Below are 25,366 nucleotides of genomic sequence, written 5' to 3'. Positions count from 1 at the left end.
GTAGGAGGCCCCCCGGTCCTTGCCCGCTCCCGCCGGGCGCCTGGAGCCGTCCTCGGGGCGCCGCTGCGGGTGGCTGGCTAGAATCGTGTGTCCCTGACCAACCGCCCTGATCTTCCCCATGAAACTCATTGGCTCCAACACCAGCCCCTACGTGCGAAAAGTGCGTGTCGTCATGGCGGAGAAAAAACTGGACTACCAGATGATCGTGGAAGACGTGTGGGCGGACGAAACCCAGATCATGACGTCCAACCCGCTGGGCAAGGTGCCCTGCCTGGTGATGGAAGGCGCCGAGGCGGTGTTCGATTCGCGCGTGATCGTCGAGTACCTGGACACTCTCTCGCCCGTAGGCAAGCTCATCCCCACGCAAGGGCGTGAGCGTGCCGAAGTGAAAACCTGGGAAGCGCTGGCCGATGGCGTGCTCGACGCCGCGGTGCTGGCGCGCATGGAGGCCACCTGGCGGTACCGCAGCGACACGCAGCGCAGCCAGGCATGGATCGACCGCCAGATGCGAAAGATCGAAGCCAGCCTGAAGTCCATGAGCCAGGGCCTGGGTGACAAACCATTCTGCTCGGGCATCCACTTCAGCTTGTCCGACGTGGCCGTGGGTTGCGCGCTGGGTTACCTCGACTTCCGCTTCACCTCGATCGACTGGCGCGGGCAGTACCCCAACCTGGCGCGTCTGGCCGAGAAGCTCAACCAGCGTCAGAGCTTCGTCGACTCCAGGCCGGTGTAAGCCACCCGCTACGAGAGCGGTGCCGGGGTCATGCGAACACCCCCGGCAGCGCGGCACTCATGGTCTGGCGCGGATTTACGGCAGGCATGAGGCCCAGCGCGTCGATCAGCGCACGCGCAGCCTGCAGGCCCGACTTGAGGCCGTCTTCGTGAAAGCCATTCCCGGTCCACGCGCCGGCGAACCAGGTGTGCTTCTTGCCCTGAATCGCGGGCAGGCAGGTTTGCGCGTGAATGGCGTCGAGGTCGAACACCGGATGGTGATAGGCGTACTCGCCCAGCACCTGTGTGGGCACGATGTCGCGCAGCGGGTTGAGCGACACGATCACCGGCTGCGCGACCGGCAGGGGCTGCAGGCGGTTGATGAGGTAGTGCAAGCAGACCTGGGCCGATTCCGCGTTGGCGCTGGGCGCGCGCTCGCAGTTCCGGGCCGCCCAGGCACGGCGGTTCTGCGGCAATACCGAGGCGTCGGTGTGCAGCACCGCGCGGTTGGCCTGGTAGTGGACCGCGCCGAGCACGGCCTGTTCATTGGCCGAGGTTTCGGCGCCGAGCAGGCGCAGTGCCTGATCGCTGTGGCAGGCGATCACGATGGCGTCGAAGCGCTCCACATGGCCCGGCGTGACCACGCGCACACCCTCCTCGTCACGCAAGACCTGCTGTACGGGCGTTGACAAGCGCTTGTCGGCGATGCCTGCCACGATCTTGCTCACGTATTGGCGAGCACCGCCAGCGACGGTGTGCCACTGCGCTCGGTCCTTCACCTGGAGCAGCCCGTGGTGGTGGCAGAAGCGCAGCATGGCGGCCACTGGGAACTCCAGCATCTGGTCGGTCGGACAGCTCCAGATGCCACCCAACATGGGCAGCAAGTACCAGTCGCGAAACGCATCCGAGAAGCGGTGGGCACGCAGAAACTCGCGCAGCGGCTGCCACAGCACGCTGTCGGGCCGCGGGTCTTCTCCGCGCGTGGCCAGGCCCGAGGTGACGCGGTTGAAACGAAGGATGTCCGCCAGCATGCGCAGAAAGCGGGGATCGGCCATATTGCGCCGCTGCGCGAACACACTGGAGAGACCGCTGTCACTCCACTCCAGCGCGTCGCCACCGGGACCTGCGCCCGGCACCTGCACCGAGAACGACATGTCCGATCGGGCCATTGGCACCTCCAGGTCCGTCAAGAGCGCGATCAGGTTCGGGTAGGCGCGTTCGTTGAGCACCAGAAAGCCCGTGTCCACGCCGAACGTGGTGGGCAGGCCCTGGGCATCGGGCAGCGTCACGTCCACCGTGTGGGTGTGGCCGCCGAAATGGTCGCCGGCTTCGAACAGGGTGATGTCGGCCAGGCCTTGCAGCGTGCGGGCCGCTGCCAGCCCGGCAATACCCGAGCCGACGATGGCCACGCGCGCCGCTCTGTGGGCCCGCAAGGGTGGGGAAGGGATGGGGCGCAGGTCCGTGGACATGGTGGTCGGACCTCAGTGCCGGCGCAGCGCGTGTCCGCCCGGGGCGCGGCCGCCATGGCGGCGAATACAAAGGACTGCGAAGCGCCCCCAGACGAACAAGGGAGGGAGGGAGGAGGAAGAGAAGCGCCTCGGGATTGCAACCGGATCACACAGACCCGGAAGGCTTCGCAGTACAAAAACGGATTCGGTGGCCGGCGCCATTGCCGGCCTGCTTGCTACGACGCCGCGGCAGTGCGAAAAGTTCCCACCCCTGAGCACGGTCGATCCGAACGGCAGTGGGCAAGGCGAGAAAAAGACAGGGCACATGGAAATGGATCTTCTGGCTTGGAGGGCGCCCAAGGCGTCACGATTTGGCCGACAGGAACTTCTCGATGTCCTTCACGAACTTGGGGTTTTTGGGGTCGACACCGCTGGGATAGCTCTGCACGGTCTGGCCATCGCGCCCGATCAGGTACTTGTGGAAGTTCCAGCGGGGCCGCTCGCCCGTGCGTTCGGCCAGCTGTCTGAACAGCGGATTGGCCTCGCGGCCGGCCACCGCCGACTTGGTGAACATCGGGAATTTCACGCCGAAAGTGTTCTCGCAAAATTCGGCAATGGCCTGGTTGCTGCCGGTTTCCTGGCTGAAGTCGTTGCTCGGGAAGCCCAGCACCACCAGGCCCTGCGATTGGTACTTGGCGTACAGCGCTTCCAGGCCTTCGTATTGCTTGGTGAAACCGCAGAAGCTTGCGGTGTTCACCACCAGCACCACCTTGCCGCTGTATTGGCAGAGGGACTGGGGCTTTTCGTCCTGCAGGCGGTCGAAGCGCTGCTGCAGCAAGGCGGGGCAGGCCGCGTTGCCGGCGGCGGGCGTCGCTTGCGCGTGGACCGGGGCACTGGCAATGGCCAGGCAAGCAGCCAGGGCCAGAGGGAGGACATCGAGGTGTTTCATGGCACAGCTCCAGAGAGAAAAGGAGGGTATCCATCATGCCTCGGGAAGCCCGTGCGCAGGTGCGGGTCTGCTGGGTTCCACAGCCTTTTGCGGAACTTCCCGCGCCACCGGAGGCCGAACGTGGGACCGCCTGTCACGGCCCGGGAGGGCCCGCCGAATAGAATGTCCGCCTCAAGAAAGACCACCATGCTCTACCCTGAACTCTTCAAACAGCTTGAATCCGTGCGTTGGGACATGGACAAGGACATTCCCTGGGACAAGTTCGACGCCAGTGCGCTGACCGACGAGCAGGCCCAGACCATCAAGATGAACGCCATCACCGAGTGGGCCGCGCTGCCCGCCACCGAGATGTTCCTGCGCGACAACCGCGACGACTCGGACTTCTCGGCCTTCATGTCGATCTGGTTCTTTGAAGAGCAGAAGCACTCGCTGGTGCTGATGGAGTACCTGCGCCGCTTCCGCCCCGAGCTGGTGCCCACCGAGCAGGAGCTGCACGACATCCGCTTCGAGTTCGACCCGGCGCCGCCGCTGGAGACGCTCATGCTGCACTTCTGCGGCGAAATCCGCTTGAACCACTGGTACCGCCGCGCCAGCGAATGGCACACCGAGCCGGTCATCAAGCAGATCTACAGCACGCTCAGCCAGGACGAGGCCCGCCATGGTGGCGCCTACCTGCGCTACATGAAGCGCGCGATCGGCAAGTTCGGCGACGAGGCGCGCGGGGCCTTCGCCAAGGTGGGTGTGCTCATGGCCAGCGCGCGGCGCACCGCGCAGGCATTGCACCCGACCAACCTGCACGTGAACAAGGACCTGTTCCCCAAGGACACGATCCAGAGCCGCCTGCCCAACCCCGAGTGGCTGGAGCACTGGCTGGACAAGCAGATCAACTTCGACGCGGTGTGGGAAACGCGTGTGGTCGATCGCATCCTGCACAACCTGAGCCTGCTCATGGAGCAGAGCTTCAAGACCGTGCAGGAACTCAACCGCTTCCGCAAGTCGATCACGCCTGCAGCGGCTTCTTCTGCCGTCTGACGCGGTCGGCCCTGGTCAGAGGCCCGCTTCGGCGGGCTTTTTTGCGCCCTCTCGACGGCGTGCGTGGCGCTGCCACGCCACCACGCCCAGGCCCAGCACCAGCCCCCAGAAGGCGCCCGTCGTGTGCGCCGCCTGCACCACCGTCATGCCCGCGTCCGCCGGGGGCATCAAGGGCTGCGACCAGCCGTGCTCCAGTGCCACCTTGGTCAACGCGCCCACCAGCAAGACCCCACCCCAGAGGCGCGGAACGCGCACCGGCGCCGGCCCCCACACGAGCGGTACCGCCAGCAGCAAGACGCCCGCGTGCAGCAGCCCGGAGAGGCCGACCGCGTAGTCCACCGTGGGCCACAGCAGCAGCGAGACCTGCGTGAGCGGCCAGGCCAGCAACCAGGCCACGGTGCAACGCGCATCGGCGCGCAGCACCCCGCCCGCGGCGGCCACGGCGCCCAGGGCCAGCACATTGCCCACCAGGTGCCCGAGACCCAGGTGCACCCAGGCGCTGGTCCACAGCGTCCACGGGTGTTGCACCCAGTCGCGGGCATGCCACACGAGCGCGCTGGCGCTGTCTTGACCGATCCACCACAGCAGCACGCTGGCGCCCGCATGCAGGGCGCACAGACTCCACCAACTGCGCGACCAAGTGCGCGAAGTGGGGGCGCTCACAGGGGCGAGGTGGTGCGTACGAGCACGTGTTCCCACAGCGCGAGCACCGCGCGCGCCGCGTCCTGCACCTGCTCGGCGTCGACTTGCGTGGGCGCTTCGTCCAGCCGCGCGCGGTGCTGAATCTGGCGCAGCTCGCGGTAGGCCCGCGCTGCCGCCGCGCCCATGCCGGGCGTCAGCAGGCCCGCACTCTCGGCGCGGTGCAGCAGGTTGATGTTGCCGGTGTTGGCGCGCAGCTCGGGGTGCTCGCGCGAATGCAGCAGCACCAGGTATTGCACGGCGAACTCCACATCCACCATGCCGCCCGGGCTGTGTTTCACGTCGAACTGCGTGCCGCGCACCGGATGGGCCGCGCGCACCTTGGCGCGCATGGCGATGATCTCCGCCGCCAGCGACGCGGCGTCGCGTGCGGCAGTGATCACGTTTTCGCGCACGGCATCGAAGCGGCCCGAGAGCGCCACCGCCCCGAGCACGAAGCGGGCGCGCGTCATGGCCTGGTGTTCCCAGGTCCACGCGGTGTTGCTGCCTCGCTGTTGCTGGTAGTTGGCGTAGGCGGTGAAGCTGGTGACCAGCAGGCCCGAGTTGCCGTTGGGCCGCAGGGCGGTGTCGATCTCGAACAGATCGCCCTCGCCGGTCTTCACCGTGAGCCAGTTGATCATCTTGCGCACGAAGGCGGCGTACACCTCGGAGGCGTTCTCGTGTTCGTCCTCGTAGACGAACACGATGTCCAGGTCGCTGCCGTAGCCGAGCTCCTTGCCGCCGAGCTTGCCGTAGCCAATGATGGCGAAGCTGGGCTCGTCGCGGTGGCGGTTCTTCAGGCGCGCCCAGCACCAGCGCGCTGTGGTGCGCAGCACCGAGTCGGCCAGGGCGGACAGGTCGTCGGCCACCTGTTCGACGGTGAGCACCTTCTCCAGGTCGCGCGCCAGCGTGCGGAACACCTCGGCGTGGTGCGCGCGGCGCAGCAGGTTGAGCAGCGCTTCTTCATCGTCTTCGCCAGTGGAGCGCAGCGCCGCGCGGCGTGCTTCGAGCTCCTCCTCGAACTGCGCGGCATCGAAGCGGTCGGTGAGCAACTGCTGGCTGGCGAGTTCGTCGATCACGCCCGGGTGCTTGATGAGGTAGCGCGCCGGCCACTTGGCCGCGCCCAGCAGGCGCAACAGGCGCTCGTGCACCGAAGGCCGCTCCTGCAGCAGCGCCAGGTAACTCTCGCGGCGCAGCAACGGCTCGATCCAGTCCGCCATGCGCAGCGCGGCCTCTTCGCTCACGCGGCCTTCGTCGAGCCAGGCGCCGGTGCGCTGCACCAGCCGCACCAGGCGCGCGCGCGTGTCTTCGCGCAGCGCGAGCACGCGCGGGTGCTCGCGCCACTGGCCCACGCGGGCCGCGAAGGCCTCGGGCAACTGGGCCAGCACGCTCTCGAGTTCGTCGGCTGCGCTGCGCCCGTTCGCGCCGTTCTTGCCATTGCAGGTCTTGCCGTTGCAGCCGCCTCGCGTGGCGCCGCCGAGCAAGGTGTCGAATTCCTGCGCCACCAGTTCGCGGTGCGCATCCAGTGCGTGCAGGAAGGCGCACACGTCGGGGTAGTCCAGCGTGGCGGCGAGCCAGGCCAGGTCCTCGTCGCGCGTGGGCATCACGTGGGTCTGCTGGTCGTCCAGGTACTGGATGCGGTGCTCCACCCGACGCAGGAAGGTGTAGGCCTCGGCCAGCGCGGTGGCCGTGGCCGGTGGCATCAGGCCGGCCTTGCACAGGCGTTGCAGCGCGTCCAGCGTGGGGCGCGTGCGCAGTTCGGGGAACTGGCCGCCGCGCACCACCTGCAGCAGCTGCACGGTGAATTCGATCTCGCGGATGCCGCCGCGCGAGAGCTTCACGTCGTTCGAGCGGCCCGGGTTGCCGGCGGCGCGCTTGGACGCGTGCTCGCGGATCTGCCGGTGCAGGTTGCGCAAGGCGTCGAACACGCTGTAGTCCAGGTAGCGGCGGAACACGAAGGGCAGCACCGTGCCGCGCAGGGCGCTCGCGCTGCGGTCCTGGATGCAGCGCGTGGGTGCGATCACGCGGCTCTTCAACCAGGCAAAGCGTTCCCATTCGCGCCCTTGCACCAGGAAATACTCTTCCAGCGCACCGAGCGACACTGCGCTCGGCCCGGAGTTGCCATTGGGCCGCAAGGCCAGGTCGACACGGAATACGTTGCCGTGCTCGGTGGTCTCGCCCACCGTGTTGTAGATGTGCTTGACGGCCTTGCCGAAGTACTCGTGGTTGCTGATGCGGTTGCGGCCCTGCGCGTTGCCGGCGGTCTCGCCGTCCTGGTCGTAGACGTAGATCAGGTCGATGTCGCTCGACACATTGAGTTCGCGCGCGCCCAGCTTGCCCATGCCGATCACCCACATCTGGGCCCGCTGCACCTCGCCGCTGGCGCTCTCGCACTGTGGCGCGCCGTGCAGTTCGTCGAGTTCGGCAAAGGCCAGCGCGCAGGCTTCGTCGAGCGCGAGCTCGGCCAGCTCCGTGACCGCGCGCGTGACCACGGTCAGCGACGCGCCCTGCTCGCAGTCGAGCACCACGAGACGTTCGAGCACCAGTTGGCGCAGCACGCGCAGCGCTGCGGGCATGGGCAGGCCGCGTTCGCGCAAGGCCGCCAGGCACCGCTGCATGTCCGCTTTGGCGGGATCACCCTCGGGCAGACAGGCGAGTTCGTCGCTGTAGCGGCGCCGAACCCGCTGCACGAAACGCGAGAGATCGGCCTTGCGGTCCTCGGCCGAGAGGGTCGCGCAGGGGCTCACATTTGATGACAAAACGGGGGCGTCCGCGGTGGAACCTGGGAAGTGGCTGGCCGTCATAATTTGCGGTGGACATGAATCAAAGCCCGGCTCCCATCGCTTCTGCCACGCGAACCCTCAAGACACTTTCGGTGCTGGCCCGACTCTGTTTGTGGCTCGTGTTCCTGGCGTGGGGCCTCTTCGTGCTGACCTGGGGCGCGTTGAACGGGTGGATTGTGCCGCGAATCGGCGAATGGCGTCCTGATCTGGAACGCTGGGCCAGTCAGGCTGTAGGGACACCCGTGCGGGTGGGTGACATCCGCGCCGACACGTCCGAGGATGGAGGGCGCTGGCTGCCCTCGCTCGTGCCTTCCTTCGAGTTGCGCAACGTGCAACTGCTCGATGCGCAAGGCCGCGTGGCACTGCACCTGCCGCTGGTGCGCGCCTCGGTGTCGGTGCGCTCGCTCTGGCACCGCAATTTCGAGCAGGTGGTGATCGACCAGGCGGTGCTGGATGTGCGGCGCACCGCGCAAGGGCGCATCGAAGTGGCCGGGATCGACATCGCCGGGCCGGGTGAGGGCGATGGCGCCGCCGCCGACTGGTTTTTCGCCTTGCGCGAATTCGTCATCCGCGAGGGCACCGTGCGCTGGACGGACGAACAGCGCGCCCAGCCCACACTGGCGCTGCACGCGTTGGACTTCGTGGTGCGCAACACCCGGCGCACGCACCAGTTCCGGCTCGACGCAACGCCGCCGCCCGAGTGGGGCGAGCGCATGAGCCTGCGGGGGCGGCTGCGCGAGCCGTTGATCGAACTCGGCCCGCGCGCGGCCCACCTGCAACCCTGGCACAACTGGGACGGCGAACTCTATGCCGACTTCACCCGTGTGGACGTGGCGCGCCTGCGTGCCCACGCCGACCTCTCCACCTGGGGCGTGGACCTGCGGGCCGGGCAGGGCGCGGTGCGCGCCTGGGCCGAGGTGGCCGATGGGACGGTGGCCGGCGTCACGGCCGATCTGGCGCTGCACAACGTCGACGCCCAGCTCGGGCCCGACCTGCCGGCCCTCGCGGTCGACGATCTGCAAGGGCGCATCGCCGCGCGCTGGTCCGACGCGGGCTTCACCGCCTCCACCGAAGACCTGCGTTTGCGCACCCGCGAAGGTGTCGAGTGGCCCGGCGGCCCCTTGCGGGTGCAACACGTCGCCGCCACGCAGGGCCAGGGTGCGAGCACCGAGCTCAGCGCCGAACGGCTCGAACTGGGCGCGCTGGCCGCTCTCGCCAGCCGCCTGCCCCTGCCGCCCGAGGCGCACCGCCGCCTGGCGCAGCTCAACCCCGTGGGCCGGGTGGACGGGTTCTCGGCGCGCTGGCAGAACAAGGCCGATGCCGCGGCAAGCGGCGACTGGAACCCCCAGACCTATCTGGTGCGGGGCCGCGCCAGCGGGCTGTCGTTGGCGGGCGAGCCCAGCGGCCGCCTGTCCCAGAGTGGCCAGTTCCCGCTGCCCGGGCGCCCGGGCCTGTCCAACGCCACGGTGGAATTCGATGCCAATCAAAACGGCGGCAAGGCGCAGATCCGCGTGGCCCAGGGCACAGTGGAACTGCCCGACATCTTCGAAGACCCCAGCGTACCGGTGGACAGCCTGCAGGCCGACGCCGTGTGGCGGCTCAAGGGCGATCGCATCGAAGCCGAACTGAACAACGTGCGCCTGAGCAACGCCGACGCCGAAGGCACGGCCCAGGTGCGCTGGCACACCAGCGACGCGGCGGCCGGCACCCCCGCCTCGCGCTTTCCTGGTGAGCTTGACCTCACCGCCACACTCACCCGGGCCGACGCCACGCGCGTGCACCGTTACCTGCCGTTGAGTGTCAACGCCGACGCGCGGCGCTACGTGCGCGAGGCGGTGCGCGCCGGCCGCTCCCAGCAGGTCGGCTTCCGGGTGCAGGGCCGCCTGGACCACGTGCCTTTCGACCGGCCCGGTGACGAAGGCGTGTTCCGCATCACCGCACCCTTGCAGAAGCTCGACTTCGACTACGTGCCCGCCTACCTGCAGCACGAAGGGGAGGCGGCCTGGCCGGGGCTGCGCGGCATCGAGGGCGAGCTCGTGCTGGACCGCGCCTCGCTGCGGATCACCCAGCTCGCCGGCGGCGTGGCCAACGCGCCGGGCGTGCGCCTGTCCCAGGGGCAGGTGCACATCGCCCACCTCGGGCACGACGCCGTGCTTGCCGTGGACGCGCGCGCCCAGGGTCCTGCCAACGAAGTGCTGGGCTTCGTGCAGCACTCGCCGCTCAATGCCATGACCAGCGAGGCGTTGGCACGCACGCGCATCGGTGGCCAGGCCCAGGTCGGCTTCGGGCTGCAGATGCCCTTGGCCAACACCCACGACACCCGCGTGCAGGGCAGCGTGCAGCTCGCCGGCAACGACCTGCAGATCACGCCCGAGTCTCCCCTGCTCGCGCGCGCCGCAGGCACGGTGGCCTTCAGCGACACCGGCTTCTCCGTGAAGGCCGGCCAGGCCCGCCTGTATGGTGGCGACCTGCGTTTCGAAGGCGGCCTGGCGCGCGATGCGCAAGGCGTCACGCGCACCCAGTTCCGTGGCCAGGGTGTGGCCAGCGCCGAGGGCCTGCGCGAGGCCGGCCTGGGCTTTGCCTCGCGCCTCTTCCAGCGCGCCAGCGGCAGCACGGCCTACACCGCCCAGCTCGGTTTTCGCGCGGGCGTGCCCGAGCTGCAGGTGGTGAGCAACCTGCAAGGTATGGCCCTGAACCTGCCCGCGCCGCTGGGCAAGCCGGCCGAGACCAGCCTGCCGCTGAGCGTGGAGAACACGGTGCTCACCGAGACCGATGGCCGCGCGCGCACCGACCGGCTGGCAGTCCAACTGGGCTCGTCCCTGGCGCCCGTGCTGTCCCTGCACTACGAGCGCGACCTCCAGGGGGCCGAACCGCGCGTGCTGCGCGGCGTGATCACCGCCGGCACGAACAGCGGCGACACCGCACCCTTGCCCGCCACCGGCGTGGCCGCCCACGCACAGTTCGGGCAAGTCGATGTCGATGCCTGGGAGCAGGCGCTGGAGAACGCCACCGGGGTGGACGCAGGCGTGGCCGCCGCGCCGCCGCGCGCCGGCCCCGTGGCCACCGACCCCAACACCGCTCTGGCCTACCTCCCCACCACCATCGCCCTGCGCGCCGAGCGTGTCCTTCTCGGCGGGCGCAGCTTCCACCGTGTGGTGCTGGGTGGGTCGCGCGAGGGCACCCACTGGCGCGCCAACCTCGATGCCGACGAGCTCAATGGCTACGTCGAGGTGCGGCAGGCCGGCGCCGGCACGCCGGGCCATGTGCACGCGCGGCTGACGCGCCTGCGCCTGGAGCCGTCGGCGGCGTCGGATGTGGAGCAACTGCTGCAACAGCCCACCAGCGTGCCCTCGCTCGACATCGCGGTGGACGATCTGGTGCTGGCCGGGCGCCACCTGGGCAAGGTGGAGGTCGAGGCCGTCCATCAAAGTGCGCCGTTGCGCGCAGCCGAGTGGCGCCTGACCAAACTGCGCCTGGGCGTGCCCGAGGCGCGCTTCAGCGCCACCGGTTACTGGGCGTTGCCGCGCGGGGCGAGCGGCGGCGCGCGCCGCACCACGCTGGACTTTCGCCTCGACATCGACGACTCCGGTCAACTGCTCGCCCGCTTCGGCCGCGATGGCCTGGTGCGCGGCGGCAAGGGGCGGCTGGAAGGCCAGATCGGCTGGGCCGGTTCGCCGCTGTCGCTGGACTACGCCAGCCTCGACGGCCAGATCCACGCCGACATCGAACGCGGCCAGTTCCTCAAGGCCGAGGCCGGCGCGGGCCGCCTGCTCGGCGTGCTCAGCCTGCAGGCCCTGCCGCGCCGGCTCGCGCTGGACTTCCGCGACGTGTTCTCCGAAGGCTTCGCCTTCGACTTCGTGCGCGGCGATGCACACATGGACAAAGGCGTGCTGACCACCAACAACCTGCAGATGAAGGGCGTGAACGCGGCGGTGCTGATGGAAGGCAGCGCCGACATCGCGCGCGAGCGGCAGGACCTCAAGGTGGTCGTGGTGCCCGAAATCAACGCCGGCACCGCCTCGCTCATCGCCACCGCCATCAACCCCGCCATCGGCCTGGGCGCCTTCCTCGCCAACTACTTGCTGCGCCAACCCCTGCAATCGGCCACCACGCAGCATTTCCGCATCACCGGCAGCTGGGCCGATCCACAAGTCGACAAGATCGAGCGGTCTTCGCCCCCTGTTTCCGCCGCGCCGCCCGACCCCGCGCCCGTGCGGCAGTAGATTGGCGCGGTATTCTCGGGGCCGCAGCCGCCCCATCGCCTCGAATCGCCCCGCATCGAACACCAGACAAGGACCCCGCCATGAAAGTCGCCGCCCTCCAGATGGTCTCGGGCATCAGCCTGGATGCCAACCTCAGCGAGGCCCTGCGCCTGTTGCGCCAGGCCGCGGCCAACGGGGCCGAACTCGCGGTACTGCCCGAGTACTTCTGCTTCATGGGCGCCAAGGACGAAGACAAGCTCGTGCTGGCCGAAACCCCCGGTCTGGGCACCGTGCAGGACTTTCTCTCGGACGCCGCGCGCGACCTCAAGATGTGGGTGGTCGGTGGCACCTTGCCCATGGCCACCGACGACCCCGCCCACGCGGCCAACGCCTCGGTGGTCTACAACCCGCGCGGCGAAAGCGCCAGCCGCTACGACAAGATCCATCTGTTCCGCTACGACAACGGCAAGGAGCACTACGACGAAGCCGCCGTGCTCGTGGCCGGCGAAACGCCCACCGTGTTCGAATGCCGCGACCGCAACGGGCGCGACTGGCGGGTGGGCCAAAGCGTGTGCTACGACCTGCGCTTTGGCGAGCTCTACCGCATGCTCGCGGCCGACATCCTGCTCGTGCCCTCGGCCTTCACCTACACCACCGGCCGCGCGCACTGGGAAGTGCTGCTGCGCGCGCGCGCCATTGAAAACCAGGCCTACGTGATCGCCAGCGCGCAAGGCGGCGTGCACGAAAACGGCCGGCGCACCTGGGGCCACACCATGGTCATCGACCCCTGGGGCGAGGTGATGGCCCTGCAGGCCGAAGGTCCCGGCGTGGTGATGGCCGATCTCGACGCCGAACACCTGCTGCGCGTGCGCGAGCAGTTGCCTTCGCTGCAGCACCGCAGACTCTGAAGCATGGAAGAGACGCCCGTGCGCAGCGCGTGGCGCCAGCGTTTGCGTTCCAGCCGGTGGCGCCTGTGGGCCGCGCTCATCCTGCTCGTGGTCGTGATGCTGTCGGTGCTCGTGTTCCTCGCCACCCAATACGAAGAGACGCGCGACCAGATCGAGCTCGAGCAGGATGCGGAGACCATTGCAAACGAGATCGGCAGCAACCTCCTGCACAACGTGCAGACGCTGCAGTCCCTGCACAGCGTGGCGCCATCGGTCTCAGACTGGGGCGTTCTGGCGGCCGACTTCCTGACGCAGCGCCGCGAAGCCATGCGCCTGGAATGGCGCGACACCGAGCTGCGCCTGGTGGCGCATCGCGACAGCCTGTACGTGCCCGACCTCATGGGCGTTTTCACACGTGAGCAGGCCATGCACGAGGTCCGGGGCGCATGCGATGCCGCCCAGCGCCAGAGCAGCCCGGCCTACTCCAGCAGCTACTTCTGGCCCATGAGCAACGGCCGCGGCGTCGAGATGATCGAAATGTGCCTGCCCATTGCCAACGAGGGGCGGCCCGCCGGGTTCCTGGTGGCCACCTACTCCCTGCCGGGCATGCTCGCCGAACTCACCAGCAGAAGCACCGTGCGCGGTCGCGGCCTGGGCTTCAGCGACGCCGACGGCACGCGCCTGGCCATGCTCAGCACCTTGCACGGCACGCGCCGAAACCTCACCGCGCGCGCCGTGCTCGACCTGCCCGGCTACACGCTCATGCTGCAACTGCAGAGCCAGCGGCAGGCGCGGGGCCTGTTTCCCAACGTGCTCACCGCCATGGTCAGCGCGCTCTCGCTGGCCCTGTTGTCGGTGCTGTACCTGCTGGGGCGCGACATCCGCCGCCGCCAGCGCGCCGAACTCGAAGTGGCCCGCGCGCTCGCGTTTCGCAAGGCCATGGAAGACTCGCTGGTCACCGGGCTGCGCGCGCGCGACATGGACGGCCGCATCACCTACGTGAACCCGGCCTTCTGTGAAATGGTCGGGCTGAGCGCCGAGCAACTCGTCGGCACGGGGCCGCCCGCGCCGTGGTGGCCGCCCGAACTGGTCGACGAATACCAGCAACGCCAGGAGGTGCGGCTGGCCAACCAGGTGCTGCCGCGCGAGGGCCACGAATCGGTGTTCCGCCGGCCCGATGGCACGCGCTTTCCGGTGCTCATCATCGAAGCGCCGCTGATCGATGCGCAAGGCCAGCAGACCGGCTTCATGGGCGCCATCATCGACCTGACCGAACAGCGCCGCGTCGAAGAGCTCAACCGCGCCTCGCGCGAACGCCTGCAGGCCACCGCCCGCCTCACCACCGTGGGCGAAATGGCCACCCTGCTCAGCCACGAGCTCAACCAGCCGCTGGCCGCCATCGCCAGCTACGCCAGCGGCACGCTCAACCTGCTGGAATCCAGCGTCTCCAACCCCCTGCACGCCGATCTGGCGCAGGCCATGCGGCGCATCGCCGAACAGGCCGAGCGCGCCGGCCGCGTCATCAAGAGCGTGGGCGACTTCGTGCGGCGGCGCGAGCGCGTGCGCGAGACGGTCACGCCGCAAAGCCTGATCGATGCCATCCAGCCCCTGCTCGGCCTGCTGGTCAACAAGCAGAACATCCGCCTGCAGATCCACATCGAGCCCGAATGCCCCCAGGTGCAATGCGACCGCACCATGATCGAACAGGTGTTGCTCAACCTCTCGCGCAACGGTGTGCAAGCCATGCCGCAGGGCGACCCGCCCACCCACTCCGGCTTGCGCCTGCTGCGCATCGAAGTGGGCCGGCTGCGTCCGCATGCGGGCGGAACGTCTTACGAACATATCCGCAAGAGCTGGGTGTCGTTCGCCATCACCGACCACGGCCACGGCATGAGCGACGAAGTGGTCGACAAGCTCTTCACCCCCTTCTTCACCACCCGCCCCGAAGGCATGGGCATTGGCCTGAGCCTGTGCCGCACCGTCATCGAGCAACATGGCGGGGCTCTCACCCACGAGCCCGCGCGCCCGCGCGGCACCGTGTTCCGCTTCACACTGCCCGCCGCGCCATGAGCGACGAGATTGGTCTATATCATCGTTTTCTATGACACAGCACCCGGACGCCAAGGTCTATCTCGTGGACGACGACGCGGGCGTGCGCGAGGCGCTCGCCTGGTTGTTGCGCACACGCCGCCTGCTCAGCGAGGGCTACGACAGCGCCGAGGCCTTCCAGGCGGGCGCACCCGTATGGGCCGCAGCACCCGAGGCGCCCTGCTGCGTGCTGCTCGATGTGCGCATGGGCGAGATGAGCGGCCTGGCCTTGTTCGAGCGTCTGCTCGAACTGCCCTGGCAGGCCGCGATGCCGGTGATCTTTCTCTCCGGCCATGCCGATGTGGCCACGGCCGTCGACGCGGTCAAGCGCGGCGCCTTCGACTTCTGCGAAAAGCCGTTTTCCGACAACGCCCTGGTCGACCGCGTCGAGCAGGCGCTGAACCGCTCTAGCGACGTGCAGGCGCAGCAACGCATCAAACGCGAACTGCAACAGCGGCTGGATGGTCTCACCGATCGCGAGCGCGACGTGATGGACCTGGTGGTCGCCGGCCTGCCCAACAAGCTCGTGGCCGACCAGCTCAACATCAGCGTGCGCACGGTCGAGGTGCACCGCTCGCGCGTGTTCGACAAGATGGGCGTGAAGTCCGCCGTCGAACTGGCCAACGTGTTGCGCGCGACATGAGTACTCACCTCGCCAAGATTACTGCCGTGGGCCTTGCGGTGCGTCCTCGTCCTTCGGGCCGTTGCTCTTCTCGTCGCGCGCCGTGTCGGGCAGCTCGCCCTTCTTGCGCCCTGAAAACATGGTCCACCACACGATGAACAGCAACAACACCAGCGCGGCAAGCGCTTCGAGCAATAACAGAATCATGGACAGGAACGATGGGTCGGCAGGGTGGGCGCGCATGCTGCGCTGGGGGCTGAGCGCTCTCATTGTAGGAAGCCTGGCCGCGTGCGCGATCGGGCCACGGCCTTCTCCGTCCAGGCCTTCTCCCCCGTCCACCACCGCACCGAGCACGCCACCGGTGCTCACCACGCCCGACGACGCGGGGCCACTGCCCGCCCCCATCGCGCGCGGCAAGAGTCTGTGGGTGCCGGTGCGCTGGAGCGAGCTGCCTGGTTGGGGACAGGACAACCTGCACGAAGTGTGGAACGCCTGGGTGCGCGGCTGCGAACGGCCGGTGGCCGGGCACGCGGGCCTGTGCGCCGAGGTGCGCCAACTCTCCATCGCCACGCCCGCCGAACAACACGCCTGGGTGATGCGGCGCTTTCGGCCCTACCGCGTGACCGAGCCCGACGGCACGCCGCCCGCGGGTCTGCTCACGGGTTACTACGAGCCCATCATGGCCGCCAGCCGCGTGCCCACCGCCACCTACCGCGTGCCTCTGTTCGCGCCGCCCGCCGGCCTGCGTTCGGGCCAGGCCTGGTACAGCCGCCAGGACATCGACACCCTGCCTGCCGCGCAAGCCGCGCTCCAGGGCCGCGCCATCGCCTGGCTCGAAGATCCGATCGACGCGCTCATCCTGCAGATCCAGGGCTCAGGCCGGCTCAACATCGTGGAGGCCGATGGCCGCACGGCGCGCCAGGTGCGCGTGGCCTTCGCCGCGCACAACGGCCATCCCTACCAGAGCGTGGGCCGCTGGCTGCTCGACCAGCGCGCCATCAACGAAGCGTCGTGGTCGGCCATCAAGGCCTGGGCGGTGCAGAACCCGCAGCGTCTCAATGACATGCTGTGGAGCAATCCGCGCACCGTGTTCTTCCGCGAAGAGGCGCTGTCCGAACTCGACGCGCGCTTCGGCCCGCGCGGCGCGCAAAGCGTGCCGCTCACGCCGGGGCGCTCCATCGCCGTCGATCCGCAGAGCATTCCGTACGGCACCCCGGTGTGGCTGGCCTCGCAAGGCCCCACGCTGAACACGCAGCGACTCGTGATGGCGCAGGACACCGGTGGCGCCATCGTCGGCGCGGTGCGCGCCGATCTGTTCACCGGCTGGGGCGCATGGACCGACGAGGCCTACACCACGGCCGCTGCGCTCAAGCAGCCGCTGCAGATGTGGGTGCTGTGGCCGCGGTGAGGCGGGTGTAGCAACACGGCCGTGGGTCTGACGGACCTGCGCAGTCCGCTCAAAAACAAGACGCTCGACGAGCGTCTTGCTGCTGTCGAATCGTCTCACCACTGAGACTGTCGAGCGTCGCGTCAGCCAGCTTTGGCGCGACTTCATCCCAATCATTTCACTGCCTCGGCCACAGCGCTGCGCGGCAGAAGGACGGCGCGCGCGCGAAAGAACGCCTTGACCTCCAAGGTTTTCCTATGGGACAATTCCTTTCACAGGAACACTGTACCGATTATAGGAACATATGTCAACCAATCAATCTTTGTCGAGAGGGCTTCGGTTGCTGGACGCGATCAACGCCAGTTCGGAGCATCTGGGTATTCGCGAAGTCGCGCGGCTACTCGACATCAGCCCTTCCATCGCACAGCGCCTGGTCAACACGCTCGTTGAAGCTGGGTACCTGCAACAGGTCGTGGAGACGCGCAAGTACCGGCTCGGCGTGAGTGCGCTGGCATTGGGATCGAAGATGGTGCGAAGCGACGAGCTCTACGCGAGCGCTTCAAGCGAGTTGCGCATCCTGGCCGAGCAGCACCAGCTCAATGGCTTTCTGGGCGTGCTCCAACAGGAGGCGGTCGTCTACCTGCACACCGTGCAGAGCCATGGCGCGATTGCCATCCGGGCCGCGGCGGGGGAGCGTGTCTCTCCGCACGCGACTGCATTGGGAAAGGCCCTCCTGGCCGAGTTGCCCTCGGATCGCCTTGAAGAAATCTTGGGTGCAGCGCCCTACGCCGCGCGCACGAAGCACACCCTCACTGCGGCTCGTACCTTCGCCAAGGAGCTGGAGCTGACGAGGCGTGTGGGTTACTCGATCGCTGACGAGGAAAACGAATTGGGCGTCGTTTCCATCGGCACGCCCATCCGCAACCACGACGGCATGGTCGTCGCGGCCATCAGCGTGGCCTTCCTCAAGGCCCAGCGCGGACCGAAGGAATGGCCCGAGATTGCCGATCTCGTCGTTCGTGCCGGGTTGCGGTGTTCCGCCGCATTGGGTTTCACCCCCCCATCCCACGGGCACGTTGCCATTCAACCTGTGCCGACTCCTGCGCGCCGCACGAACACCACCCACTGAGATCCATGGAAACCCTTCTGAACAAACCGCGATTGAAATCGCTCGCCGCCCAACACAGACTCGACGCTCTGGTGGCCACTTCGCCCGAAAACGTGACCTATGCCAGTGGCTACTGGGCGCTCTCTCAATGGATTCGACGTGGGCCCCAGGTCTACGTGTTGCTGCCGGTGGAAGATGTCGAGCAGACCCGGGTGATCGCACCCACGTCGCTGCTCGATCAACTCGTCGACCAGGAAGATGTGTGGGTTCAGCACGTGAGCCGGTACGGCTTCTTCCACGTCGATCGGGCCGAAGGCGCCATGACGCCGTTGGACGACCGCCTCCTCAGCCTCTTCGAACAGCCAGAGGAGAAAGACGCCATCTCCGCCCTCGTCCAATCCATCCGCTCGCTCGGTCTTGAGAAAGGGACTCTGGGCATCGATGAAATGGGATTGATGCCCGGGCATTGGGAGCGCATCCAACAGGAGCTGCCGGACGCGAAGCTTGTTCCGGCCATGAGGCTGTTCCGCGAAATCCGTGCGGTCAAGACACCTCAGGAAATCGAGCGACTGCGTCGGGTCGCCACGATCGCGGAGGAATCGGTTGCCGCCGCGCTGAAGGTCGCACAGCCCGGCATCTCCGAGATCGAAATGGCGCGCGTGTTCCACGCCGCCACCGTGCAAGGCGACGCAACGCCCGTGCTCGGATGCCTCGGCTTCGGCACCCGGTCCGCCATGCCGAACGTCTATCCCTCCCACGCCCGGCTGAAGGCGGGCGATGTGATCCGCTTTGACTGCGGCGGACGCTACGGCAACTACCGCGCCGACATCGCCCGCATTGCCGTTCTCGGCGAGCCGGACAAGAAGCTCGCGCAGTACCACAAGGCCCTGCACAACGGCGTGATGGCGGCGTTCGACACGATCCGACCGGGTGTGAGTTCGTCCGCTGTTTACGAGGCCGCCATGGCGGCCACACGCAAGTCCGGCATACCGCACTACCAGCGCAGCCACGTCGGCCACGGCATCGGCCTTGACGGCTATGACATGCCCGATCTCACACCGACCAACGAACAGGTCATCGAGGAAGGCATGGTGATGTGTGTCGAGACGCCGTATTACGAGTTCGGCTGGTGCGGTCTCCAGGTCGAGAACACGGTTGTGGTCCGCAAGGACGGCGTCGAACTGCTGCACCGCGAGGACGGTGCGTTGAAGGTGCTCGCGTGAGCCGCCCTGTTGCCATGCAGTGTCTGCGCTGCGGCACGCGGTATGCGCCGCAAGTTGCCCGATCGGGTTGTGCGGCCTGCACCGGCAAGCTGGCGAGCAACCTGCGCGTTGTGTACGACCCGCAGGAGGTGCCAGGCTGGCGGTTCAAGAACAAGCATGCCATGCCACCGGGCATGTGGCGCTACGGCGAGATGCTGCCTGTGCCCACCGATCAGGCGGTCACGCTGGGCGAGGGTGGCACGCCACTGCACCTTGCACGCCGGATGGGCGAGCTCCTGGGGTTGAAGAGGCTGTATATCAAGGACGAGTCGTGCAATCCGACGCACTCCTACAAAGACCGGCTCAGCGCAGTGGCCGTATCGCACGCCCGGGCTCAAGGGGCGTCCGTCGTCGCGACCGCTTCGTCAGGGAATGCCGGAGCGTCGCTGGCGGCTTACGCTGCAAGAGCCGGGTTGCAGTGCGTGGTGGCCTCCATGAAAGGCGCCTCCGGTCCCATGATGGCGCAGATCCGCAAGTACGGCGCGCACCTCGTCATGATGGACGACAAGAGCTTGCGCTGGCCGTTGCTGGCCGAAGGCGCTGCTCGCCACGGCTGGTACGTCACGTCTCCGCATGCCGCGCCGGTGGTGGGCAGCACGGCGGTGGGCATCGAAGGCTACAAGACCATTGCCTATGAGATCGTCGGTGACTTGGGCAGTGCCCCGGACTGGGTCGTGATGCCCGTCTGCTATGGCGACGCCCTCGCCGGTATCGCGCAGGGTTTCGAGGACTTGCTATGCGCTGGTGAGATCGACAAGCGCCCCCGGCTGGTGGCGGCCGAGGCCCATGGCTCGCTCGTCAACGCCATGGCCCATCAGACCGACTGCGTGGACGCGGTGGATGCAGAGTACGCCACGCTGGCCGCGTCGGTCGGTGCAAACCAGAGTACCTACCAGGCCCTTCACTGGTTGCGTATGAGCGATGGTCTGGCCGTGCAGATCGGCAATGAAGGCCTCATCGATATGCAGGAGCTGGTGGCATGCCGCGAGGGCTTGCTGTACGAACTGGCCAGTGTCATGCCCTTTGTCGCAGCGCGGCAGCTCGCGCGCAGCGGTGTGATGCGGGAGGACGATACGGTCGTTTGCCTGGCGACCGCCTCTGGCCTCAAGGACACCGACAAGTCAACGGGGAGCTGGAATCCGCTGCCCGTCGTCACCGTGGGCCGGGAGCAGATCCCGGAGCTCGCGAGCGCCACCCACAACCTGTTGTCGCAGCGTGGTGGTTCGGTGCGCTAGTCACGACCCTGTGCGTCAGGTCTCTTCCCACTTTCCCCGCCATACCAGGCCCTATCTTCTTACTTGGAGTGCTTTCATGCTTCGACGTTCTCTCATCGCCGCAGCGGCAGCGGTACCTGCCGCCCTCATGCACGTATCCGCACTTGCGCAGTCGGATTTCCCGTCGCAGACCATCAAGATCGTTGTGCCGTTCGCGCCTGGCAGCGGACCCGACGTTTTCGCGCGCTTGATCGGGGAAAAGTTCAGCGCAGCATTCAAGCAGCCGGTTGTTGTCGAAAACCGCGTGGGTGCGAGCGGGATGATCGGCAGCGAATTTGTCGCACGCGCGCCGGCAGACGGACACACGCTGTTGGTGGCGACGCCTTCCAACACGATTGCCGCGGTCGCCGGGCGCAAACTGTCTTTCGATCCTGTGAAGGATTTTGCGCCGGTCGGCATGGCTGTTGCGCTGTCACCCATCTTCATTGCCCATCCTGACGCGCCTTGGAAAAACCTCAAGGAGTTGATTGCCGCCGCGAAGGCCCGCCCCGGCCAACTGACGGTGGCATCGGGCGGTGTCGGCAACTCCCAGCACCTTGCAGCCGAGCTGCTCATGCAATCCGCTGGCGTGGAGATGCTCCATGTGCCGTTCAAGTCGAGTTCGGAGATCGTTACCGCCGTGATCAACAAGTCGGTTGATGTGTCGTTTGTGGATCCCTCTGCCATTCCGATGGTGAAGACAGGCCGGGTGCGGGCGCTGGCCATCGGCCCCAGCGTGCGCTCCAAGGTCCTGCCCGACGTGCCCACCGTCGCCGAGGCCGGATTGACGGGCTACGACTACACCAGCTGGTACGGCCTGGCGGTGCCCGCCCGCACGCCACCAACCGTGATCGCTTCGCTGAACCGTGAACTGGTCAAGGCATTGGCAGATGCCGACGTGCAAACGAAACTGGCGACCGCATCGATGGAAGTGAGGGCCAGTTCGCCCGATGCGCTGGCGACCTTCATGGCGCAGGACGTGGCGCGTTGGAAACAGGTGGTCGACACGGGCCGCATCAAGTTCGAGTGATGTCGCATCGGCGCGTGCGAGCGATGGCTTGATGCCACGGACCGTGCCGCAGAGGACAGATGTTCGTATGGGTGTGGTGCAGGTGGATGCCTGCTGCGGCCTGCCGCGCAGGACCGACACCATTCGGAATAAGAGCGACGAGAATCCGCGCATGACCGCCATCCGCCTGCCCCACCATGCGAGGACAAGCCACGCACTCCAGCTCATCCTGACCCTCACGGCATTCCCATCCGGCGTCCTGTTCGCCGTGCAACAAGGGCGCGACGGCCTGTGGCCGCCGTATGCCGCGTCCGCCGAATCCATCTCCTTCGCCATCACTATGGATATCGGCCCCGCGCTGGCCGATGGATCCTTCAACTTCCGTGGCCCGTTCGCGCAGGGCACACCGGCAGACCGTTTCGTCTATGTGAACTCGGGTGGATACGCGGGCCAGCAGAACACGCCCTGGGAGCGCAGGGCGAAGATCCAGCTGGGCGGCATTCCGCGCGGCTTGGTGGAAGCCGCCGCTGGCGATCCCGACCGCGCCATCGAAGGCCGCATCCACGGCACGATGCCCGACGGCGGCCCGGTGTGCGCGACGGTCCACCCGCCTTTGCTCCACTGGCAACTGGTGGCGCGCCCGCGCTGAACCAGCACCACCCGATGCGCGGCCGCACTGGCCCCTGAATAACCTCGGGTTTTCCCCTATTTGCATACGTATGCACGGCCTGCACAGTTCTATGCATTCGGATGCACAGCCACTACGGAGCCAGGAAATGATCAGATATTTGAAGCGCGGTAAGGACGTCGAAGTCCGGGCCGAGGACGATGCCAAGGTCCGCGCGACCGTGGAATCCATCATCAAAGCAGTCGAGCAACGCGGCGACGACGCGGTGCGCGAATACAGCCGTCAATTCGACCAGTGGGATCCGGCGGACTTCCGCCTCTCTCAAGTCGAGATCGAGGCCGCACGCAAGAAGCTCTCGGCGCGCGAGATCGAAGACATCACCTTCGCTCAGAAGCAGGTGCGCCACTTCGCGCAGATCCAACGCGATTCCATGAAAGACGTCGAGCAGGAAACCTACCCCGGCGTCATCCTCGGCCACAAGCACATTCCGGTGAATGCCGTGGGTTGCTACATCCCCGGCGGCAAGTACCCGTTGCTGGCTTCCGCCCACATGAGCGTGCTGACGGCCAAGGTGGCGGGCGTGAAGCGCGTGGTGGCCACGGCGCCGCCGTACCAAGGTGCCCCGCACCCCGCCATCGTCACGGCAATGGCCATGGGCGGCGCCGACGAAATCCTCGTGCTCGGTGGCGTGCAGGCCGTGGTCGCGATGGCCGTGGGCACCAAGACCATCGCGCCGGTGGACATGCTGGTCGGCCCGGGCAACATGTTCGTGGCCGAGGCCAAGCGCCAGCTGTTCGGCCGCGTGGGCATCGACCTGTTCGCGGGTCCGACCGAAACCCTGGTGATTGCCGACGAGACGGCAGACGCCGAGATGTGCGCGGTCGACCTGCTCGGACAGGCCGAGCACGGCCCCACGTCGCCGGCCATTTTGCTCACCACCAGCGAACAGCTGGCGCGCGAGACCATGGCGGAAATCGATCGCCAGCTCACCATCCTGCCCACGGCCGGTGTGGCCTCGGTGAGCTGGGCCGAATACGGCGAAGTGATCGTCTGTGACACGCAGGAAGAAATGTTGCAGAAGGCCGACGAACTCGCGTTCGAGCACGTGCAGGTGATCACGCGCGACCCGGACTATTTCCTGCACAACATGACCAACTACGGCGGGCTGTTCCTCGGCGCGCGCACCAACGTGAGCTTCGGCGACAAGGTCATCGGCACCAACCACACGCTGCCCACCAACCGCAACGCGCGCTACACCGGTGGCTTGTGGGTGGGCAAGTTCCTCAAGACCTGCACCTACCAGAAGGTGCTGACCGACGAGGCCAGCGCCACCATGGGCGAGTACTGCTCGCGCCTGTGCCACATGGAAAACTTCGCCGGCCACGGTGAACAGGCCAACCTGCGGGTGCGCCGCTACGGTACCCGCGCCGACGTGCCGTGGTACCAACCCGTGCCCGCTCTGGAAGCCTGAGTTGAGCATGCTCCCACGCACACCACCATCGGGTCTGCAAGGCCGGCGCGCGCTCGTCACCGGCGCGAGCCGGGGCATTGGTCTGGCCGCCGCCGCCGCGCTCGCGCAGGCGGGGGCGGCCGTCACGCTGGCCGCGCGCTCGCAAGACGAGCTGCGCCAGGCCTGCGATCAGATCCGCACCGAGGGTGGCACCGCTGATTTCATGGTGGTCGACGTGACCGATGCACGCGCGGTGGACGCGCAACTGGCCGAGCGCCCGCCGTACCAGGTGCTCGTGAACAGCGCGGGCATGAACCGGCCCAAGCCGCTGGTGGACGTCACGGACGACGACATCGACGCGGTACTGGACCTGAATGTCAAGGCGGCGTTCTACGTGTCGCGCGCCGTGTCGCGCCGCTTGCTGGCCGAGCGGCTGACGGGCTCGCTCATCAACATCTCGTCGCAGATGGGCGTGGTGGGCAGCCCACGCCGCACGCTGTACTGCGCGAGCAAACACGCCATCGAAGGCATGACGAAAGCGCTGGCCTGGGAACTCGGCAGCGCGGGCATCCGTGTCAATACCCTGTGCCCGACCTTCATCGAAACCGCCATGACCGCCGGCATGTTCGCCGACGATGGCTTTCGCGGTTGGGTGCTCGAGCGCATCGCACTGGGCCGCCTGGGGCGATTGGACGAGATCATGGGTGCGGTGGTGTTCCTCGCTGGCGACGCCTCCAGCCTCATGACGGGCAGCGCGCTCATGCTCGACGGCGGGTGGAGCGCCGCATGAGAACCAGCGCCACGGCGCAGGAAGTGGCACGCCTGGCGCGCGTGTCGCAGTCGGCCGTGAGCCGCACGTTCACGCCCGGTGCCAGCGTGTCGGACGCCACGCGCGAACGCGTCGTGGCAGCCGCCAAGACGCTGGGCTACCGCCCGAACGCATTGGCGCGCAGCCTCATCACGCGGCGCAGCCACATCGTGGCGCTGGTGATGGGCTATCTGCAGAACCAGTTCTATCCCCTGGTGATCCAGCAGCTGTCACAACTGCTGCAACGCGAGGGCTACCACGTGCTGATGTTCATCAGCGACGAGAATGAGACCGACGGCGCGCTCGCCGAGATCCTGCAATACCAGGTGGACGCCATCGTGATCGCGTCGGCCATGTTGTCGCAAGACCTCGCGCAGCAGTGCGTGGACTCCGGCGTGCCGGTGGTGCTGTTCAACCGCCTGCCCGACGTGGACACCACGCGGCCCCACACCATCTCGGTCAGCTCCGACAACCACGAAGGCGGCCGGCTCGTGGCGCAGCACCTCGTCGAGCGGGGGCACCGGCGCATCGCGTTCCTCGCGGGCCTGGAAAACTCGTCGACCAATGTCGAACGCGAGCGCGGCTTCGTCGAAGGCCTGCGGGATGCCGGGCACTCGGTATGGAAGCGCGCCGTCGGCCACTACAGCTTCGAGCGCGCGCAGGCCGCCACGCTGGAACTGTTTGAAGGCACCGAGCGGCCCGACGCGCTCTTCGCCGCGAACGATCACATGGCCATCGCCGCCATGGACGTGCTGCGCCACCAACTGGGCCTGCGTGTGCCGCAAGACGTGAGCGTGGTCGGCTTCGACGACGTGCCGCAGGCCGCCTGGGGCAGCTACCAGCTCACCACCGTGGTGCAGGACGTGCCGGCCATGGTGGAAGCCACGGTCACGCTTCTCAAGGAGCGCATGGACAACACAGCGCCCGCGCGCAGCATCGTGATCGGCTGCCGTCTGATGGAGCGCGGTTCCGTGCGTGCCGCGCCTTCTGCCTCATCGGCGCGCGCATCGGTTCGCCGCAAAGCAAACGTATCTCCTGCTACCCGATCCTGACAACCACAG

The 25,366-nt window shown here is 67.5% G+C and carries 19 protein-coding genes; 15 read left to right on the top strand and 4 right to left on the bottom strand.

What is annotated here, in order from left to right:
• The first annotated feature begins 118 nt into the window (after positions 1 to 118).
• Positions 119 to 733 (top strand): glutathione S-transferase N-terminal domain-containing protein, encoded by a 615-nt coding sequence (locus tag F9K07_RS28925; RefSeq protein ID WP_159596674.1) that lies wholly within the window; start codon positions 119 to 121, stop codon positions 731 to 733.
• A 28-nt stretch (positions 734 to 761) separates the two neighbouring features.
• Here F9K07_RS28925 and F9K07_RS28920 read toward each other — a convergent pair whose 3' ends face one another.
• On the bottom strand, positions 762 to 2,180 hold the full coding sequence (locus F9K07_RS28920) for an NAD(P)/FAD-dependent oxidoreductase (protein ID WP_159596673.1): 1,419 nt from the start codon (positions 2,178 to 2,180) through the stop codon (positions 762 to 764).
• 343 nt (positions 2,181 to 2,523) lie between these two features.
• Positions 2,524 to 3,108 (bottom strand): glutathione peroxidase, encoded by a 585-nt coding sequence (locus F9K07_RS28915; protein ID WP_159596672.1) that lies wholly within the window; start codon positions 3,106 to 3,108, stop codon positions 2,524 to 2,526.
• A 186-nt stretch (positions 3,109 to 3,294) separates the two neighbouring features.
• Between F9K07_RS28915 and F9K07_RS28910 the strand changes: the two genes are divergently transcribed.
• Positions 3,295 to 4,140, top strand: coding sequence for a ferritin-like domain-containing protein (locus tag F9K07_RS28910; RefSeq protein ID WP_159597153.1), 846 nt, complete (start codon positions 3,295 to 3,297; stop codon positions 4,138 to 4,140).
• A gap of 15 nt (positions 4,141 to 4,155) precedes the next feature.
• On the opposite strand, the gene F9K07_RS28905 is transcribed toward F9K07_RS28910, so the two are convergent.
• Entirely contained in the window at positions 4,156 to 4,803 is a 648-nt protein-coding gene (locus F9K07_RS28905) for a rhomboid family intramembrane serine protease (RefSeq protein ID WP_159596671.1), read from the bottom strand.
• Positions 4,800 to 7,622, bottom strand: a complete 2,823-nt coding sequence (gene glnE, locus F9K07_RS28900; RefSeq protein WP_159596670.1) for a bifunctional [glutamate--ammonia ligase]-adenylyl-L-tyrosine phosphorylase/[glutamate--ammonia-ligase] adenylyltransferase — start codon at positions 7,620 to 7,622, stop codon at positions 4,800 to 4,802. The genes F9K07_RS28905 and glnE overlap by 4 nt, the downstream gene beginning before the upstream one ends.
• Positions 7,623 to 7,636: 14 nt before the next feature.
• Between glnE and F9K07_RS28895 the strand changes: the two genes are divergently transcribed.
• From F9K07_RS28895 to F9K07_RS28835, 13 genes are all read left to right on the top strand, one after another.
• Positions 7,637 to 11,824, top strand: a complete 4,188-nt coding sequence (locus F9K07_RS28895) for a YhdP family protein (protein WP_159596669.1) — start codon at positions 7,637 to 7,639, stop codon at positions 11,822 to 11,824.
• Positions 11,825 to 11,904: 80 nt separating this feature from the next.
• The gene (locus tag F9K07_RS28890) at positions 11,905 to 12,711 is read left to right on the top strand and encodes a carbon-nitrogen hydrolase family protein (RefSeq protein WP_159596668.1); all 807 of its coding nucleotides are present in this window, start codon (positions 11,905 to 11,907) and stop codon (positions 12,709 to 12,711) included.
• A gap of 3 nt (positions 12,712 to 12,714) precedes the next feature.
• Positions 12,715 to 14,760 (top strand): two-component system sensor histidine kinase NtrB, encoded by a 2,046-nt coding sequence (locus tag F9K07_RS28885; protein ID WP_159596667.1) that lies wholly within the window; start codon positions 12,715 to 12,717, stop codon positions 14,758 to 14,760.
• Positions 14,761 to 14,791: 31 nt separating this feature from the next.
• Positions 14,792 to 15,421: a response regulator transcription factor gene (locus F9K07_RS28880; protein ID WP_159596666.1), complete on the top strand. Its 630-nt coding sequence runs from the start codon at positions 14,792 to 14,794 to the stop codon at positions 15,419 to 15,421.
• Between the two features lie 118 nt (positions 15,422 to 15,539).
• On the top strand, positions 15,540 to 16,808 hold the full coding sequence (gene mltA / locus F9K07_RS28875; protein ID WP_159596665.1) for a murein transglycosylase A: 1,269 nt from the start codon (positions 15,540 to 15,542) through the stop codon (positions 16,806 to 16,808).
• A 283-nt stretch (positions 16,809 to 17,091) separates the two neighbouring features.
• The gene (locus F9K07_RS28870; RefSeq protein WP_159596664.1) at positions 17,092 to 17,916 is read left to right on the top strand and encodes an IclR family transcriptional regulator; all 825 of its coding nucleotides are present in this window, start codon (positions 17,092 to 17,094) and stop codon (positions 17,914 to 17,916) included.
• Between the two features lie 5 nt (positions 17,917 to 17,921).
• Positions 17,922 to 19,118, top strand: coding sequence for a M24 family metallopeptidase (locus F9K07_RS28865; RefSeq protein ID WP_159596663.1), 1,197 nt, complete (start codon positions 17,922 to 17,924; stop codon positions 19,116 to 19,118).
• Positions 19,115 to 20,392: a pyridoxal-phosphate dependent enzyme gene (locus tag F9K07_RS28860; protein WP_201451493.1), complete on the top strand. Its 1,278-nt coding sequence runs from the start codon at positions 19,115 to 19,117 to the stop codon at positions 20,390 to 20,392. The genes F9K07_RS28865 and F9K07_RS28860 overlap by 4 nt, the downstream gene beginning before the upstream one ends.
• Before the next feature lie 10 nt (positions 20,393 to 20,402).
• Entirely contained in the window at positions 20,403 to 21,440 is a 1,038-nt protein-coding gene (locus F9K07_RS28855; RefSeq protein ID WP_159596662.1) for a Bug family tripartite tricarboxylate transporter substrate binding protein, read from the top strand.
• Between the two features lie 151 nt (positions 21,441 to 21,591).
• Positions 21,592 to 22,068 carry a DUF5990 family protein gene (locus F9K07_RS28850; RefSeq protein ID WP_159596661.1) on the top strand — a complete coding sequence of 159 codons (477 nt, stop codon included), beginning with the start codon at positions 21,592 to 21,594 and terminating at the stop codon, positions 22,066 to 22,068.
• Positions 22,069 to 22,195: 127 nt separating this feature from the next.
• Positions 22,196 to 23,518, top strand: a complete 1,323-nt coding sequence (hisD, locus tag F9K07_RS28845; protein ID WP_159596660.1) for a histidinol dehydrogenase — start codon at positions 22,196 to 22,198, stop codon at positions 23,516 to 23,518.
• 7 nt (positions 23,519 to 23,525) lie between these two features.
• A complete protein-coding gene (locus F9K07_RS28840; protein WP_159596659.1) occupies positions 23,526 to 24,287 on the top strand; it encodes an SDR family NAD(P)-dependent oxidoreductase in 762 nt (253 codons plus the stop codon).
• Entirely contained in the window at positions 24,284 to 25,357 is a 1,074-nt protein-coding gene (locus F9K07_RS28835; RefSeq protein ID WP_159596658.1) for a LacI family DNA-binding transcriptional regulator, read from the top strand. Before F9K07_RS28840 ends, F9K07_RS28835 begins: the two co-directional genes overlap by 4 nt.
• The last annotated feature ends 9 nt before the right edge of the window (positions 25,358 to 25,366 follow it).

It is taken from the genome of Hydrogenophaga sp. BPS33, assembly GCF_009859475.1.
Taxonomy (GTDB): Bacteria; Pseudomonadota; Gammaproteobacteria; order Burkholderiales; family Burkholderiaceae_C; genus Hydrogenophaga.
Note: the sequence above shows the minus strand (reverse complement) of the source record. Positions and strands in the feature narration are given on the sequence as shown.